Annotated in this window: 15 protein-coding genes and 5 tRNA genes; 4 read left to right on the top strand and 16 right to left on the bottom strand. The window is 29.2% G+C overall.

Going from position 1 to position 16,756, the window contains the following annotated elements; translation table 11 throughout:
• The first annotated feature begins 64 nt into the window (after positions 1-64).
• Entirely contained in the window at positions 65-1,234 is a 1,170-nt protein-coding gene (locus M2214_RS17580) for a D-alanyl-D-alanine carboxypeptidase family protein (protein WP_248481234.1), read from the top strand.
• Between the two features lie 32 nt (positions 1,235-1,266).
• Here M2214_RS17580 and M2214_RS17575 read toward each other — a convergent pair whose 3' ends face one another.
• Complete coding sequence (locus M2214_RS17575; protein WP_248481233.1) at positions 1,267-2,610, bottom strand: peptidoglycan DD-metalloendopeptidase family protein; 1,344 nt, start codon at positions 2,608-2,610, stop codon at positions 1,267-1,269.
• Between the two features lie 64 nt (positions 2,611-2,674).
• A complete protein-coding gene (locus M2214_RS17570; RefSeq protein WP_248481232.1) occupies positions 2,675-4,132 on the bottom strand; it encodes a M1 family metallopeptidase in 1,458 nt (485 codons plus the stop codon).
• Positions 4,133-4,362: 230 nt separating this feature from the next.
• On the opposite strand from M2214_RS17570, the gene M2214_RS17565 reads away from it, so the two are divergent.
• The gene (locus M2214_RS17565; RefSeq protein WP_248481231.1) at positions 4,363-5,643 is read left to right on the top strand and encodes a DnaD domain protein; all 1,281 of its coding nucleotides are present in this window, start codon (positions 4,363-4,365) and stop codon (positions 5,641-5,643) included.
• Between the two features lie 8 nt (positions 5,644-5,651).
• A complete protein-coding gene (locus tag M2214_RS17560) occupies positions 5,652-6,626 on the top strand; it encodes an ATP-binding protein (protein ID WP_248481230.1) in 975 nt (324 codons plus the stop codon).
• 51 nt (positions 6,627-6,677) lie between these two features.
• Here M2214_RS17560 and M2214_RS17555 read toward each other — a convergent pair.
• From M2214_RS17555 to M2214_RS17535, 5 genes are all read right to left on the bottom strand, one after another.
• Positions 6,678-6,752, bottom strand: a tRNA-Thr gene (locus tag M2214_RS17555).
• 67 nt (positions 6,753-6,819) lie between these two features.
• Positions 6,820-6,896: transfer RNA gene (locus M2214_RS17550), tRNA-Asp, on the bottom strand.
• A 7-nt stretch (positions 6,897-6,903) separates the two neighbouring features.
• Positions 6,904-6,979, bottom strand: a tRNA-Val gene (locus tag M2214_RS17545).
• Positions 6,980-6,988: 9 nt separating this feature from the next.
• A tRNA-Glu gene (locus tag M2214_RS17540) sits at positions 6,989-7,063 on the bottom strand.
• A gap of 6 nt (positions 7,064-7,069) precedes the next feature.
• Positions 7,070-7,145 (bottom strand) — tRNA-Lys (locus tag M2214_RS17535).
• 718 nt (positions 7,146-7,863) lie between these two features.
• Here M2214_RS17535 and M2214_RS17530 point away from each other — a divergent pair.
• Positions 7,864-8,505, top strand: coding sequence for a lactate utilization protein (locus tag M2214_RS17530; RefSeq protein WP_248481229.1), 642 nt, complete (start codon positions 7,864-7,866; stop codon positions 8,503-8,505).
• Positions 8,506-8,555: 50 nt separating this feature from the next.
• Here the strand turns inward: M2214_RS17530 and M2214_RS17525 are convergent, their stop codons facing one another.
• From M2214_RS17525 to M2214_RS17485, 9 genes are all read right to left on the bottom strand, one after another.
• Positions 8,556-9,839, bottom strand: a complete 1,284-nt coding sequence (locus M2214_RS17525; protein ID WP_248481228.1) for an adenylosuccinate synthase — start codon at positions 9,837-9,839, stop codon at positions 8,556-8,558.
• 372 nt (positions 9,840-10,211) lie between these two features.
• On the bottom strand, positions 10,212-10,700 hold the full coding sequence (locus tag M2214_RS17520; protein WP_248481227.1) for a ferritin-like domain-containing protein: 489 nt from the start codon (positions 10,698-10,700) through the stop codon (positions 10,212-10,214).
• Between the two features lie 67 nt (positions 10,701-10,767).
• Complete coding sequence (gene dnaB / locus M2214_RS17515; RefSeq protein WP_248481226.1) at positions 10,768-12,096, bottom strand: replicative DNA helicase; 1,329 nt, start codon at positions 12,094-12,096, stop codon at positions 10,768-10,770.
• 18 nt (positions 12,097-12,114) lie between these two features.
• Positions 12,115-12,564: a 50S ribosomal protein L9 gene (gene rplI, locus M2214_RS17510; protein WP_248481225.1), complete on the bottom strand. Its 450-nt coding sequence runs from the start codon at positions 12,562-12,564 to the stop codon at positions 12,115-12,117.
• A gap of 2 nt (positions 12,565-12,566) precedes the next feature.
• On the bottom strand, positions 12,567-14,561 hold the full coding sequence (locus M2214_RS17505) for a DHH family phosphoesterase (RefSeq protein WP_248481224.1): 1,995 nt from the start codon (positions 14,559-14,561) through the stop codon (positions 12,567-12,569).
• Positions 14,562-14,574: 13 nt separating this feature from the next.
• Positions 14,575-15,504, bottom strand: coding sequence for a YybS family protein (locus M2214_RS17500; RefSeq protein ID WP_248481223.1), 930 nt, complete (start codon positions 15,502-15,504; stop codon positions 14,575-14,577).
• A gap of 9 nt (positions 15,505-15,513) precedes the next feature.
• Positions 15,514-15,834 (bottom strand): MazG-like family protein, encoded by a 321-nt coding sequence (locus tag M2214_RS17495; protein ID WP_248481222.1) that lies wholly within the window; start codon positions 15,832-15,834, stop codon positions 15,514-15,516.
• Between the two features lie 223 nt (positions 15,835-16,057).
• A complete protein-coding gene (rpsR, locus tag M2214_RS17490; RefSeq protein WP_248481221.1) occupies positions 16,058-16,285 on the bottom strand; it encodes a 30S ribosomal protein S18 in 228 nt (75 codons plus the stop codon).
• 20 nt (positions 16,286-16,305) lie between these two features.
• Positions 16,306-16,737, bottom strand: coding sequence for a single-stranded DNA-binding protein (locus M2214_RS17485; RefSeq protein WP_248481220.1), 432 nt, complete (start codon positions 16,735-16,737; stop codon positions 16,306-16,308).
• Between the last annotated feature and the right edge of the window lie 19 nt (positions 16,738-16,756).

Genomic DNA, 16,756 nt, shown 5'->3' with positions numbered 1-16,756 from the left:
TATCCATCTTCTTTATATATATTTTTTTATTTCTAGGAAAGAATAAAAGTAAGGAGGTGAAAAAATGCAATTGTTTGCTGGACATAGAATAATTAAAGATGAAGATGGTTGTATAGCTGTTTTATATTTAGACAAGCAATTAAATGAATTCTCACTAGAATTTCTTGAGAAATCACAAGAAAAAAGTCAAAGATTTGAGAAAAGCATTCTAAGTTATATAAAAAAAAATCTTCCTAACGTTAAAGTAAACAAAGTTAATATTATGCTCGGTTCGATTCTAATAACCTCACTTACTTTTAGCTCTGCTTATACTCCATCTAGCTTAGAGATAGATAGAGAGGACATACAAGTCCCTACTAAACCAAGTATTTCACAACCAACGGAAGATATCGATAAAGGTCAAATACAAGAATCTAATAAGCCCAGTGTTTCACAACCAACGGAAGATATTGATGCAGGCTCAGATATCTCAAATCTACAGCAAGGTATCTATATTGTACAACCTAAAGATACCTTATTTAAAATTTCAAAATCATACAATATAACTATAAAGGAATTGAAAGATGCTAATCAATTAATGGATAATACAATTCATACGGGGCAAACTTTAATCATTCCAAATGAATCAAACCCAAAAACAGAAGATATAAATACTATTGTGTTAAATCCTAGTGATACTTTAGTTATAGTAAATAAAAAAAATAGCCTACCTTCAGATTATGTTCCAAAAAATCTTGTCGTCCCAAATGTTCCATTTCCTTTTCAAGAATTTCATTCTAAAAAATTAATGAGACAAGATGCAGCTTCAGCACTTGAAGAGCTATTTAAAAAAGCAGAACAAGATGGAATTAATTTATATGCTACATCAGGATATCGTTCATATGATCGCCAAAAATCAATATTTGACTCAAATTCTAAGAAATATGGAATAGAAAAAGCAAATCAATTTAGTGCTAGACCTGGAGAAAGTGAACATCAAACAGGACTCGCTATGGATGTTACAAGTCCATCAGTAAATTATCGTTTAACACAAATATTCGGAGAAACAAAAGAAGGGATTTGGCTTAAAGAAAATGCCGCTCAATTCGGATTTATTATACGTTATCCAAAAGGGAAAGAAGGTATTACGGGATATCAATATGAGCCATGGCATCTTCGTTATGTTGGTGATGAAGTTGCAAAAGAAATTACAAATCAAAACATAACGCTTGAAGAATATTTTAGATTTGAATAAAATATAAAAAAAGCTGTTGAAATTCAACAGCTTTAATATTTAACATATTTAGTTGGATTTATAGGTACATTATTTTTTCTAACTTCAAAATGAAGATGATTTCCAGTAGACCTTCCAGTACTACCTACCTTAGCTATAACATCCCCTTTAGCAACCTTTTGACCCCTTTTAGCTATCAATGAGCTACAATGTCCATAATAAGTCTTATATCCATTCTTATGATCTATTATTATAAGCTTTCCGTATCCATTTTGAGTTCCAGAAAAGACTACAGTTCCTCCATCAGATGCCTTAATAGGCGTTCCTTTAGGAGCTGCTATGTCTATACCTGTATGATTTTTTCCCCATCTTCTTCCAAAAGAAGACGATAAACTTCCCCTTGTTGGATTTGAAAAAGCTCCAGAAGCTATATAAGTAGGCTTTTTCTTTGTACCTTTTAATACTATTTTATCTTGAACCTCTTCAACTATTTCTTCTTCTAATATATTCTTAGAGTCTATCTGTCCATTTATCCTAGTAACTTCTGCAACTACTTTTCTAGACCCTTCTTTACCTTCAGTTTTTATTTTTTTATCACCTTTATAAAGAGATTCAGTTTCTTCATAAATTATCTTATAAGGTATTCTTTCATCATAAGAAGCTACATTAGTTACTTTTACACTCAAATACGACTTAGGAACAGTTATATTTATTTCTTGATCTATATCTAGTTTTTCAATATCTATTTCAGGATTAGCTTTTTCAATATCATCCATGCTCAGGTTATATTTTCTAGATATATTCCATAGATTATCTCCATCTTTTACTGTGTATTTTTGTACATCATCTGTACCTGTTAATAAATACTCATAAGCTGACTCTTCATTTTTTAACTTAGATATTTTTATATCTTTTTCTATTAAATCTACTTTTTCTACAAAGTTTATTTCTTTTATACCTTCTATTCCTTCTTTATGTTCATCCTTAACTCTGTTCAAAACGTTTTCTGCAGACTTCTTATCTTTTACATAAACTATATCTTTACCATTTATATTAACAGCACATGCTTGTATAGTAAGGTCTATAACCGCATTTAAGTTTTCCTTAAATTGCTCTGGTGATGTTATCTTATCTTTCCCTACCCTACTCTTAGTGAATACTATCTCTTGATCTATTTTAACATCTTTTTCAAATTCGTTTTTTATATCCAATTTTTTCTTCTTTATTAATTCATACACATCTTTTTTACGTTCAACTATACCTACATTTTTTCCATCTATGCTTACTTCATATGATAAAGTAGCAAAATATATCACACTACAAGTTATTATAGTTATAGATAAAGCTATGTAATGAAGTAAGTATTTTTTCTTAAGTATATTGTTTAGCTTATTCATTAAGTAGGCTCCTTTCAAGACAGTTACCCCTACATTATATCAAACAAACCGTTTATTTTTCAAGTTAATTGTTTCCATTCATTATCTTTTCAGTATTAACACCCTCTTTTTTCCACATATTCATAAATTGATCACTTGTAACATTTTTATACATATTTTCATTATAGTATTTCCTTAATGTGTCAAAAAATACATCATCTCCAACTTTTTTTCTTATATCGTCTATCATAAGAGCACCTTTGCTGTATACACATAAGCTGTAATCTATAGAATTATCAAATTCTGTCGTGCTTTTAAATATATTCTTGCTCTGTCTGGTTATAGTTCTAACCTTCATACTCTTTATAAGTTTATCCTTCACTTCTTTTCCATATTTTTGTTCGAAATACAGTATTGTTGAATATTCTGTTAAAGCCTCATCAAGCCAAGGTTCACTTATTTCATCATTTCCAACTAGAGAATACCACCATTGATGTGCCGTTTCATGAGCAACTACATATTCTAAAGCAAACTTAGTATTTTGGTCATAAAAATCTTTATCTATCATAACAAGATTAGGATACTCCATTCCCCCTATAAAAAAATCAGATTGTACAACTGAGTAAGTTTTATACGGATACTTTCCAAATAAATCATTGAATACTATCAAAGAATCCTTGGCTACTTCTAGAGCTTCTTTTCCATATTTCTCATCAAAAGAGTAACTATATATGTTTGTACCTTTTGTATTAGTCGATGATATAGAGAACTTGTCACTTAATATGAACGCAAAATCTCTTACATTTTTAGCATCAACTTTAAATATATTTCTATTATTTGTTTTTTTCTTACTTTTTATTACTCCTGTTGATGCTATTTTATACTTATTTGGAATATTTATACTGACATCAAAATTACTTGTATTACTGTAAAAAGGATCTCCTATTTTTTCGTATCCTTTTTTATTCCATCCTCTTTCATCGTATACACATGCTATTGGGTACCAATTTGTGATATTTATAGTATTATCTCCATAACCAAATCTACCTACTGAATTAGGTAGTTTTACATCATACTCTATATATATGTCGATTTTTTCATCGGGCTTTAATTCGTTATTTAATTTAATCATTAATATATCTTCTTTTTTGCCTGATATAGAATAGTTCAGTTTGGTTTTATTGTTTAAAATATTTTTGACCTTTATATATCCTTTACTAAATCCATTTGGATATGCATCTTTTAATTCATTTTTAGCAAATGGTGCATATTCCTCTTTAGAAAACGCATTAGGATATATATGAAAATATACTTCGTTTAAATTATTTTGAGTATTATTTACATATACTACATTTTGAGTACAACTTAGTTTCTTTAACTTGTCATCAAAGGATGCTCTTATAGCGTAAGTGTTTAAATTATCATTTTTTTCTCCTTTGAATGCTTGAAGGTCTATTTTGTCAAAGCACGTTATTATAGAAAATAATAAAAATAATACAATAAATAACTTTAAAAACTTTTTTTTGTTTAAAATAACTAACAAGAATACTACCCCCTTTTGTAATACTAAAAACTTGAAACTCTATAACCCACTTTTATCTCAAAACTAAAAGTTCTAAAACTCCATTCCCTTGCAGATGGAGATAAGAACTTAACAGCTTCTAGATTAGTTCATTATAGGGTACTTACGTAACCAAAATTTAATATGGAGTAAAAACTCCATATTAATTAAGTTTCACTTTATTGTGATATAATTAGTCCGAGGTGATTTTTATGTTTTTTAAAGAAATTAATGAAATAGATTTAGGAGAGACTCCTATTGATAATATATTTATAGATATATTTATGCCAATGGCTAATGGTACATACGTAAAAGTTTATTTATTAGCCTATAAATATGCCTTTGATGCATCAAAAGCAGAAGTATCGAACCAGACATTGGCTAAGAATTTAAATATACCTCTGTCAGATGTTTTATCAGCTTGGGATTTTTGGGAAGACAAAAAAATAATAAAAAAACACTTTAAAGAAGAGGACGAGCAATGGAATTATTCAGTTGAGTTTTTGAATTTAAAGAAATTATATATAGAAAATATTATTAAAACCAATGATCCTAAAAAAGAAAAAACAACTCCTAATGAGCTTATATCTGTAACTCAAAATCCTAATATAACTAAGCTTTTTAATTATATAAACGAAATTATAAGCAGGCCCTTAGTTCCAAATGAAAAAATTCAGATATTAGATATAATGGATAGATATAATATGGGCCCAGATATGGTAAAAAGTGCTTATGCTTATTCTAAGCAAAAAAGAGGTATAAAAAGTATAAAGTACGTGGAAGGAATAATCAGAAATTGGTATGATAATAAAATATATACACTTGAAGATTTAGAGCAGTATTTTGCAAAAAATACTGAAAGATTCGGTCTATACAAGAAAGTTTTTAAAGAACTCGGTTTTTATAGAGAGCCTACAATGGAAGAAAGAAGAATCATGGATAGATGGCTTGATGAATTCAAGTTTTCCGATGATTTAATAGCTTTTGCTTGTTCAAAATCTAAGAATACTTCTAATCCTTCCATCTCTTATATAGATGCTATACTCAGAAATTGGAATGACAAAGGATTTAAATCTTATCAAGATATAATAGATTACGATAAAAAAAGATCTGAAAGACTTGAGATATATAAAATTATATTCGAGGCATTAGGATTTAAAAAAACACCTTCTAAAGAAGAAATTCGAACTATGGATAAGTGGATAGATGAAATGAACCTTCCTATGGAATTGGTTCTTCATGCTTGTTCAAAATCTAAGAACACATCTAATCCATCTATCAATTATATAGATGCTATTTTAAATGATTGGTATAAAAAAGGGTTCAAAACGGTTGAACAAACTCAACAAGAAGTTAACACTAAAAAATATGAGCCTAAATCTTATAGTGCTCCAAAAACTAAGTTTCATAATTTTGATCAAAGAACATCAAATTATACTCCAGAAGAATTAGAAAGAATTCTTATGGAAAAACAAAAAAAGAGATTTAAGTAGGTGATTATATGAATGATGATAAATTAAGAGAGGTCTTTATAAAATACGAAAATAATAGAGATAAAGCTAAGCTAGATTTAGAAATGAGAAAAAACAAGGTATACAATAAGATACCTCAAATGAAGGATATAGACGATAAAATATTCCAAATAGGTCTATCTCTAAGTAAATCTGTATTAATGAATGAAAATGATAGAGAATCAATAGTACAAAAATGTAAAACAGAGATGGATAATTTAAAAAAACAAAAAGAAGACCTTTTAAATCAATACAATATTCCCTCTGATTATCTTCAAATACATTATAAGTGTAATAATTGTAAGGACAAAGGATTTACATCAGATGGAAGTAAATGTGAATGTTTAAAACAAGAATTGATTAGAGATGCATATAAAATATCTAATTTTTCGAAGCTTATTGAAAAGGAAAATTTTAATACATTCGATATGAATATATTTTCTGAAGAAAAGATAGATTCTGAGGGAATATCCCAAAAAGAAAATATGTTAAATATATATTCTTTATGTGAAAGCTTTACTCTAAATTTTAACCAAGATAATGGAGAAAATTTATTATTTTACGGTCAAACTGGAGTTGGAAAGACTTTTATGTGTAGTTGTATAGCTAAAAGACTTTTAGATAAAGGATATTCTGTTCTTTATGAAACTTCATATAATGTAGTTGAACTTTTGCAAAGCTATAGATTTGAAAAAAATCATACTTATGAAGACAAAAGAAATTACAAACTTTTATTTGAATGTGACCTTTTAATTATAGATGATTTGGGAACAGAAATGACTAACTCATTTAGTATAAGTGAGATGTTTAATATAATTAATTCAAGATTAATAAACGGAAAGAAAACTATAGTATCAACAAATCTCTCTCCTATACAAATAGCAAATACCTATACAGATAGAATATTTTCTAGAATATCTTCTCATTATAGATTTTTAAAATTTATAGGTGAAGATTTAAGATAAAAAAGTAGATAAATAAAAAAAACTAAGGATTAAAATCCTTAGTTTTTTTATTGGAGCTAGTGATAGGAATCGAACCTACAACCTGCTGATTACAAGTCAGCTGCTCTACCGTTGAGCCACACTAGCATATGATTTTTTATAAAATAAAAACCCAAAGATATTCAATATCTATGAGCTAATTTGTTAAATTATTTGGCGACCTGGAAGGGACTCGAACCCTCGACCTCCAGCGTGACAGGCTGGCATTCTAACCAACTGAACTACCAGGCCAAATAATTGGTGGGCTCAACAGGGCTCGAACCTGTGACCCCCTGCTTGTAAGGCAGGTGCTCTCCCAGCTGAGCTATGAGCCCAATTATTAATGGTGACCCCTAGGGGAATCGAACCCCTGTTACCGCCGTGAAAGGGCGGTGTCTTAACCGCTTGACCAAGGGGCCTAACCTTGGTGACCCATCCGCGACTCGAACGCGGGACACCCTGATTAAAAGTCAGGTGCTCTACCGACTGAGCTAATGGGTCGTGTTTTTTCTTGCTGACAAGTATATATAATACTAGCTTTTTCTACATGTGTCAACACTTTTTACTATTTTTTTTATTTTTTTCTTAGATTATACTCAAATATACAATGTAGCATCTACTGGATCATATAATCTTAGATTTTTAATGTGAATTTCAGATTCAAAAAAATATATATAAAAAATCAATGTATAACTATAGAACTATAGGTAAAACTAATACAGAATTAAATCACAAGGAGGTATTTTTATGGAAGCTGGTGTAAGAAATAAGCTAATAGGAAAAGTTGAAGAAATTAAAAAGGATGATATAATGGCACAAATCAAAATGACTGTAGATGGCTGAAATAACTCTCCACTTGTAACGTCCGTGATGACGAACGAGAGTTTAAAAGATTCAGGATTTGAAGAAGGAGATACTGTTGAAGCTCTTATCAAGGCGGTAAACGTAGTTTTTGTAAAACATTAATTTAATTAAACCCTCTATATTTATTATATGATTCAGTATAATCGACGATATTACTAGACATAAATTATATTCTAAAAATTGTAAGTTACTTATAAAAAACTAGATTTCGTGTAAATGAAATCTAGTTTTTTTATAAGCATTTTAATGAAGTTTATTTTAATAATGTAATATTTGAAAGATATTAAGAATATTAATAAGACTAAGTATACAAAGTAATTTTTATAAAAAGTATTTTATATTATGGAGGATTTTAATGGATAAAAATATTAATTTTGTTATTGAGAAAAAAGTTGAGAGGACTATTCAAAATCTAGAAAAAAATAATATCAGTGGTTATTTTGTTCAAACTGAAGAAAAAGCTTTAAATAAAATAAAAGAATTAATAAATGAGGGAGATACTGTATCTGTGGGTGGCTCTATGACACTTTTTGAAATTAAGGCTATAGAGTTATTAAGAAATGAAAATTATAACTTTATTGACAGATATGAAGAAAATTTAACTTCAGAAGAAATTAAAGATATAAATAGAAAAAGCTTTTTTTCTAATGTTTTCTTAACAAGTAGCAATGCTATTACAGAAAATGGAGAACTTTATAATGTTGACGGTAGAGGAAGTAGAGTTGCACCTATGCTTTATGGACCTGATAAAGTAATAGTAGTCGTTGGAATTAATAAGATAGTTAGAGACCTGAATGAAGCTATTATGAGAAATAAAGAATTAGCAGCTCCTGCTAATGCTAAAAGATTAAATAAAGATACACCTTGTGCTAACGTAGGACATTGTGTGGATTGTAATAGTAAAAACAGAATTTGTAATAAATATGTGCTTATAAAAAGAGATATGGATTTAGAAAGAATTCATGTAATTATAGTAAACAAGGAACTAGGATATTAGCTTGGTAAAAAAACCCAGATCTCATTTACATGAAATCTAGGTTTTTATTATTACAATAATTCTTGTCTTATAATAGTTTGAGTTCTCTTAGGTCCAACAGATATTATGCTAGCCTTTACTCCTGTTAACTCTTCTATTCTTTGAACATATTTCTGAGCATTTACAGGAAGTTCTTCAAACGTTGTAGCTAAAGTTATATCTTCATTCCATCCATCTAACTCTTCGTATATAGGCTCACATTTTTCTATAAGCTCTAACGACGCTGGGAACTCTTTTATAACTTTATCTCCTAATTTATAACCTGTACATATTTTAACTTTTTCAAATCCACTAAGTACATCTAAAAGCATTAAAGATATAGATGTAAGACCATTAACTCTTGCTGCATATCTAACTATTACTGAATCAAACCATCCACATCTTCTAGGTCTTCCAGTAGTTGTTCCAAATTCATTTCCATTGTTTCTTATTTGATCTCCAGTTTCATCAAATAATTCTGTTACAAACGGTCCTTTTCCAACTCTAGTAGTATAAGCCTTCACTATTCCAAGTACATCCTTTACCATGTTTGGTCCTATTCCTGAACCAACACAGAATCCTCCTGATGTTGGATGAGAAGAAGTTACGTACGGATACGTTCCTAAGTCTAAGTCAAGTAATGTTCCTTGAGCTCCTTCAAATAATACTTTTTTACCTTCTTTTAAAGCATTGTATAGTATTACTGATGTATCATCTACATATTCTTTTATTTCTTCTATATATGATAAATTCTCTTCATATAACTTTTCAAAGTCAAATTTTTCTCCACCGTATATCTTTTCTATTATTTCATTCTTTTTTTCTACTTGAGCTTTTAATTTGTCCTTAAATACTTCTTTATCTAAAAGATCGCATATTCTTATACCAGATCTTTCTGTCTTATCCATATAACAAGGACCTATTCCTTTTTTAGTAGTCCCTATTTTATTGTCTCCTCTTGAGTTTTCTGCTAACTCATCTATTTTTTTATGATATTCAAATATAACGTGCGCTCTATCACTTATTTTTATATTTTTAGTATCTATGTTATCTTTTTTAAGCATTTTTAGCTCATCTAAGAATCCCTTAGGATCAAAAACTACTCCATTTCCTATTATGTTGATAGTCTTAGGATTTAATATTCCTGAAGGAATTAAATGAAGTGCATATTTTTTGTCTTTAACTACTAATGTATGTCCTGCATTGTTTCCTCCTTGCCCTCTTACTACAACATCTGCTTTTCTTGCTAAATAATCTATTATTTTACCTTTTCCTTCGTCTCCCCATTGAGAGCCTACTATTGCTACACTTGACATTAAAGACCACCTCTTTATATATAATAACGAACACTTTCTTGTTTATTTTATCAAATATACGTATTTAAATCAATCTTTTTGGATTTTTTGATTTAAATTTAATCCACAGGTATCAACAACTTTTCTGTGGATAATGTGGATATATTTGTTTATAATTTCATTATCTTGTTTATCAACAACTGTATACAAGATTATCCACGTATATTCATAGAATTTATTTACATTTACATTTATCCACAATATAATAACTTATTATTCCTAAAATAAGTATAAATTATTATATTTGTTGATAACTTATACGAAGTTTAGTACAAAGTTAAAGCCAATATCTTTTGTGGATTAATTCCACAGATATTGGCTTTGATCATACATTTATATAGATTTATATATACTTATTAAGTTTTCTAAATGCCCATTTTCTTCTTCTATAAGCTGCTTTAAATATTTTTTAGTTTGTTCATATTTAGCAACTTTTAATAGGTTGCTATAAAAAAGAATTGCATCTTTTTCTGCTTGCATTCCTATTATTAAAGCATCTTTAGAATCTTTAACATCTTTTACTTTATCATTAGTTAATCCTTCAGTATTAAATATAGCTGTATCACTTATAGCTTTTAGATAAGCTGATGTTTGTTCATCAAATATATAATCATCATTATTTAGATTTTCTTCTTTAGCATATGAATATATTTTTGAGAATAGATTAGCATGAGCTCTTTCTTCATCTGCTAATAATTTAAATATTTTTTTTATGTCTTCATTTTCTGCATTTTCCATAGCTTCTGTATAGAATCTAAATCCCTCTTCTTCAATATCTCTAGCTACTTTTAATAACTCAAGTTCATTTAAGTATAAGTTCATAATATTAACCCCCTATATTTGTTATATTAAATATATACCCATTCCTAATTATTTCTAAACATATATGCTATATGTTCCTAGCCAAATTATGAAATTTCTGAAACTCTCCTAGCCAAGCAAGCTCAACTGTTCCTGTTTCTCCATGTCTATGCTTTGCAATTATTACTTCACCAATACTTTTCTTTTCAGAATCAGGATGGTAGTATTCATCTCTATAAAGAAACATCACTATATCTGCATCCTGCTCTATGGCTCCAGATTCTCTAAGATCCGAAAGTATAGGTCTATGATCTGCTCTTAATTCTGGTGCACGAGAAAGCTGAGATAGAGCTATTACAGGACAATTTAGCTCTTTAGCAAGAATCTTTAAAGATCTAGATATCTTAGATATCTCCTGTTGTCTACTCTCCCCTTTAGTATCACCTTCCATAAGTTGAAGATAATCTATCATGATAAAATCGAGACCTTTTTCCATCTTAAGTCTTCTACACTTTGATCTCATCTCCATTACAGTTATACCCGGAGTGTCATCTATATATATATCTGCTTTTGATAAAGCTGCCATGGCTTCTATAAGCTTTGGCCAATCATCTTCATCTAAATTACCAGTCTTTAGCTTATTAAGTTCTACATGAGACTGAGCAGACAACATACGCTGAATTAATTGCTCCTTTGACATCTCAAGACTGAATACAGCCGCAGACACATTATCCTTCATGGCTGCATTTTGAACTAAGTTAAGAGAAAAAGCCGTCTTTCCCATAGCAGGACGAGCAGCTATTAAAACCAAATCAGTTCTTTGAAGCCCATTAGTCTTTCTATCAAGGTCTATAAATCCAGTTGTGATTCCAGTTATTTTTCCCTTATTCTTATAAAGATCCTCTAAACTATCATATGCAGTCATAAGAACTTCACTTATAGATTTGAAATTATCACTTGCTTTTTCCTGTGATATATCAAATATCTTCTTCTGAGCTATTTCAAGAGTATTATTAACACCCTCTGCATTATTATATCCTATATCAAGAATATCAGAAGAAGCCTTTATAAGTTTTCTTAGTATAGACTTTTCTTTTACTATATTTGCATAATTTCTAACATTCGATGTAGTTGGCACAACAGTTGATAACTGAGTTAAATAAGTGATTCCACCTGCAATGTCAAGAGTATTCCTCTTTTTCATTTCCTCTGTCAACGTTATGATATCTATAGGTTCACTATTTCTATAAAGATTTAATACAGCTTCATAAATCTCTTTATGAGCTTCTTTATAAAAATCATCTGGTTTTATTATCTCAGAAACTGCTACAACAGCATCCTTATCCAGCAATATAGACCCCAGAATAGACTGTTCAGCATCTATACTATGAGGAGGAATCCTTCCTGTTTGTTCCATTTTGACCTCTCCTAAATATTATTTTTTCTCTTTTACATCTACAGTTATTCTAGCAACAACCTTAGGATGTATTTTTACATCAACATATCTTGCTCCTAAGCACTTTATAGACTCATCTATTAATATTTTTCTCTTATCTACATCTATCTTATGTTTTTTCTTTAACTCTGTAGCTATATCCTTTGAAGTTATAGATCCAAATAATCTTCCACCTTCTCCAGCCTTAGAATATAAAGTTAAAACAAGCTCCTTCATATTTTCTCCTAATGCCTTAGCTTCTTCATATTCTTTATCAGCCTTTATTTTTTTAGCTGTGTTTTGTTCATTTAATACCTTCATATTTCCTGCAGTTGCTTCTTGAGCTAATTTTCTTGGGAATAAGTAGTTTCTTGCATATCCATCACTAGCATTTACTACATCTCCCTTTTTACCTGTTCCTTTTATATCTTTTAATAAAATAACCTTCATATCTACTCCTCCTTTAAATATTCTAATATTAATTCTTTTAAGAGTCTAACTGTATCTTCAATAGAAATATCCTTAAGCTGAGCTCCTGCAACATCTATATGCCCACCTCCGCCTAGTTTTTCCATGAATATATGCACATTTATATCTCCTAAAGATCTTGCACTTATGAATACTGTATCATCTTTGCCTTTTCCCAATACGAAAGATGCTCTTATTCCTTTTATATTCAAAAGTTCATCCGCTGCTTGAGCAGATACCAATTTAGAATTTTCAAGACCATCTTCACAAACTGAAATAGCTATAATGTCATCTATTATATGAGAATTTTCTATTATTTGGGCCTTTGCTATGAAGTTATTTAAATCTCCTTGAAACAATTTCTTTACAGATGTTGTATCTGCCCCTAGCTTTCTAAGCATAGCTGCAGCTTCAAATGTCCTTACTCCAGTCTTAAAAGTAAAATTCTTAGTATCTAAAGTTATTCCAGCAAGCAAAGCATCTGCTCCTAGATTATCTATACTATTTTTGCTGTCTATATACTGTATAAGCTCTGTAACCATCTCACACGTAGATGATGCATAAGTCTCATGATACATTAAAACAGCATTATCTATAAATTCTACACCTCTTCTGTGGTGATCTATAACTGCTATTTTTTCAGATATCTTAAGCAATTCTTCGCATTCAGTAAAATTAGGTCTATGTGTATCAACAACTATAACTAAGCTATTCCTTTTACAATTTCTTATAGCATCTTCTCTTGATATAAAAACATCACTATAATTCTCATTTTCTTCAACTCTTTGCATAAATAAATCTATAGAAGAATTAGATGATTGAATAACTATATTTGCTTCCTTATTTAATAATCTGCATATATCATATATACCAATACCAGCTCCTATAGCATCTAGATCTGGATATTTATGACCCATAATGTATATATCATCGGATTCAAGTATCAATTCCTTTAAAGCATAAGCTATAAGTCTTGCTCTAACCTTATTCTTTTTCTCTACAGCCTTTGATTTTCCGCCGTAGAAAATAGACTTATCTTTTCTTTTTATAACAGCTTGATCTCCACCTCTTCCAAGAGCTAAATCAAGAGCGCTAATGGCGTACTTAAGATTTTGTTCATGGCTATCACCCATAGATCCTATACCTATACTAAGAGTTAGAGGAAGCGTATTTCCATAATCTATATCTCTTATCTCATCTAATATAGGAAACTTATCTTGTTCTAAATCTTGAAGCCTCTTAGAATCTATTATTAAAGTATACATATCTTTACGGTTTCTTCTTAAAGCTCCGTTTAGGCTTACAGCCCATGTATTTAACTTTCTCTCTAATTCAGCATTAATAAGAGGTCTAACATCTTGATTTGCACTTTCTAAAACCTCATCATATTCATCTATCTGAACTACAGCTATAACAGGCCTTTCATCTTCATATTTATTAAATAGCTTAACATATTCTGTTTTATCTAACCAGTACATAACTATAACGTATTTAATTTCTTTATTTTTCTTTACTTTAACCATGTTATAAACAACAGTATACTTTTTATCATTAAAATCAACTTCAGTGTAAAGCTCTTTTGTTTCGTTTAATTTTTTTCTCAAGCTTAAATTAGGCATAATTTCCTTTATATTCTTGTGAAATATACTCTCTTGATTAACCATATTATAGAATTTCTTATTATACCAACTTATACTCTCATCAAACTCAAGAATACATAAAGGTATGGGTAATCTGAGTATAGTTTCCTTTATAGTACCATCAATTTCAAGAGACAATTCCTCCATAGTTTGAATTAACTCTTCCTTTTTCTTATATTTAAGATTGAAATTGTAATAAATTAAATAAAGCAACAATATAAAAGATATTCCCCCTAAATAAAAATTATAATATAGTATTATAAAACTCATTATAAATATACTTATTATATTTATATTAAATTCTTGAGATTTAAACTTCATATATAGCTTATCTTTCATAAGCCCCTCCCAATTACCTTCTTATCTTTCTAAAATTCATAGCTGAATCCAACATACCTATTATAGTTATAATAAAAACTATAGGTCTTATAATAAAGGATATTATAAGCAAAAATCCTTTAGTTCCTTTTTTCATATTTATTTTATCCAAGAAATAGCTATAAACGCAAGCTCCTTGAATCAAAAATAAAGTAAGTATAACCATTTCTAAATTCATTACTATAGATTTATAGTAAACTCCATCTATATATTTTATAAGTAAAGTAGATAAATATATCAAAACTATTCCAACAGGTATATTTCCTGGTAAAGAAAAGTCTTTTACTTCAGGTAATATATTTTCATCTTTTTTTATTCTTCTCAATATAAATACCGATACATAATAATTAATAAATGAAATAACTATAGACGGTATAATAACTAACGTACTAGGAAGATATACTGAAAAATATTCTAATAAATTATTTAATTCTTTTTCATCTATCTTAATACCCAAGCTGTTTATTACATCCTTTTGAACATTCATAGCCTTAATGAATATATCATTAAATTCCTTTACTATGTCCACATTAAATATAACCACAGATAACTTAATATATAACATCATCATCAATATAAAAAACAAGCTTCCAAGCGCTATATTTTCAAATGGAGTCTCATTTTTATAGATGTTATATCCTATAAATATAGACGGAATAAATACTAAAGCAAATACAAGTGCAGATATAGGATTCATCATCATCATCAAAATCGTTAACGATATAAATGAACTCATAATCGAATACCTTAGTCCACATCTAGCTGCTATTATCGTATATGGTATTCCATTAAACATAAAAAACATGCTTAAAAAAGGAATATAAGTAGATGCTAAAGCAAATATAATTCCTATACATGACAGTATAGAGGTCTCCGTCAATTTCTTACTATTATTAATTTGCATAAAAAACTATCACTCCCTAAGCTTTATGTAATCTTTAAGCTCACTTAAATCGCCATACCACTTTTCAACCTTGTGGTCATCATTTATAGCCATTAATATTTTCTCTTTTATCTTTTTATCTATATTAGAAAAGCTAAAGCCTAATCTTTTTGAAAGTAAATATGTAACCATTATTATATTAGCTAGAATATCTTGAATAGTTTCATCTGTATAACTAGCTCCTTTTAGCATAATTTCATATAAAGCTGATACACTGCTTAAAATCTCTGTTTTTAACCATTCTATTATCTTTATATTTTTAGTTACGTCAAGATCTCTATCTATTTTCAAGTATATCCCCCCTCAATATACAATTATACCATATAAAACAAAACTTAATTCATATACATTGAAAATTCACTCCATGCTAACACGTAGTTCAAATATTATCTACAAATTTAAAATCATATAAAGCAGAACTTAATTAAGATTAAGCTCTTACTCCAACTAAGTTTTAGCTTTTTACTAAATTTATTAGATATTAAAAAAACGAGCCATAAAGGCTCGTCTATTATTAATCTATTGTGTATGGTAAAAGTGCTATGTTTCTAGCTCTTTTAATAGCTACAGTTAATTCTCTTTGATGCTTAGCACAAGTTCCAGAAATTCTTCTTGGTAATATCTTACCTCTTTCTGTGATATACTTGCTTAATTTTCCTGTGTTTTTGTAATCTATTTTAACGTTCTTGTCAGCGCAGAAAGAACAAACCTTTCTTCTACGACGTCTTTTTTTATTCATCATAACAGTTTCCCTCCTTCTCTCTAGAATGGAATATCATCATCATCTAATGCCTGGAATCCACCTGTATCTAAACCAACAGGTTCAAAACTTTTTTCAAATCCAGTATTTGAAGGAGCTTGATTTTCAGATCTACCCTTAGATTCTAAAAACTCTACTCTTTCTGCAACAACTTCTGTTACATACCTTCTTTCACCATTTTGAGCCTCATAAGATCTAGTTTGAAGTGCACCTTTAATTGCAACCTGTCTTCCTTTAGCAAGATAGTTTGCACAGTTCTCTCCTGGTTTTCCCCAGACTACGATATTGAAGAAATCAGCTTCTCTTTTTCCTTCTTTATTTACATAAGATCTATTTACAGCTATTGAAAAGGTGGCAACAGGCTTCCCTGTTCCTGCAATGTACCTAAGTTCGGGGTCTTTAGTCAACCTACCCACCAATACAACACAATTCATAAAAACACCACCTTATATT

It is taken from the genome of Tepidibacter aestuarii, from assembly GCF_934924865.1.
In the GTDB taxonomy this organism is placed as follows: Bacteria; Bacillota; Clostridia; order Peptostreptococcales; family Peptostreptococcaceae; genus Tepidibacter_A; species Tepidibacter_A aestuarii.
The sequence above is the reverse complement of the archived record's forward strand: the minus strand, read 5'-3'. Positions and strand labels throughout refer to the sequence as shown.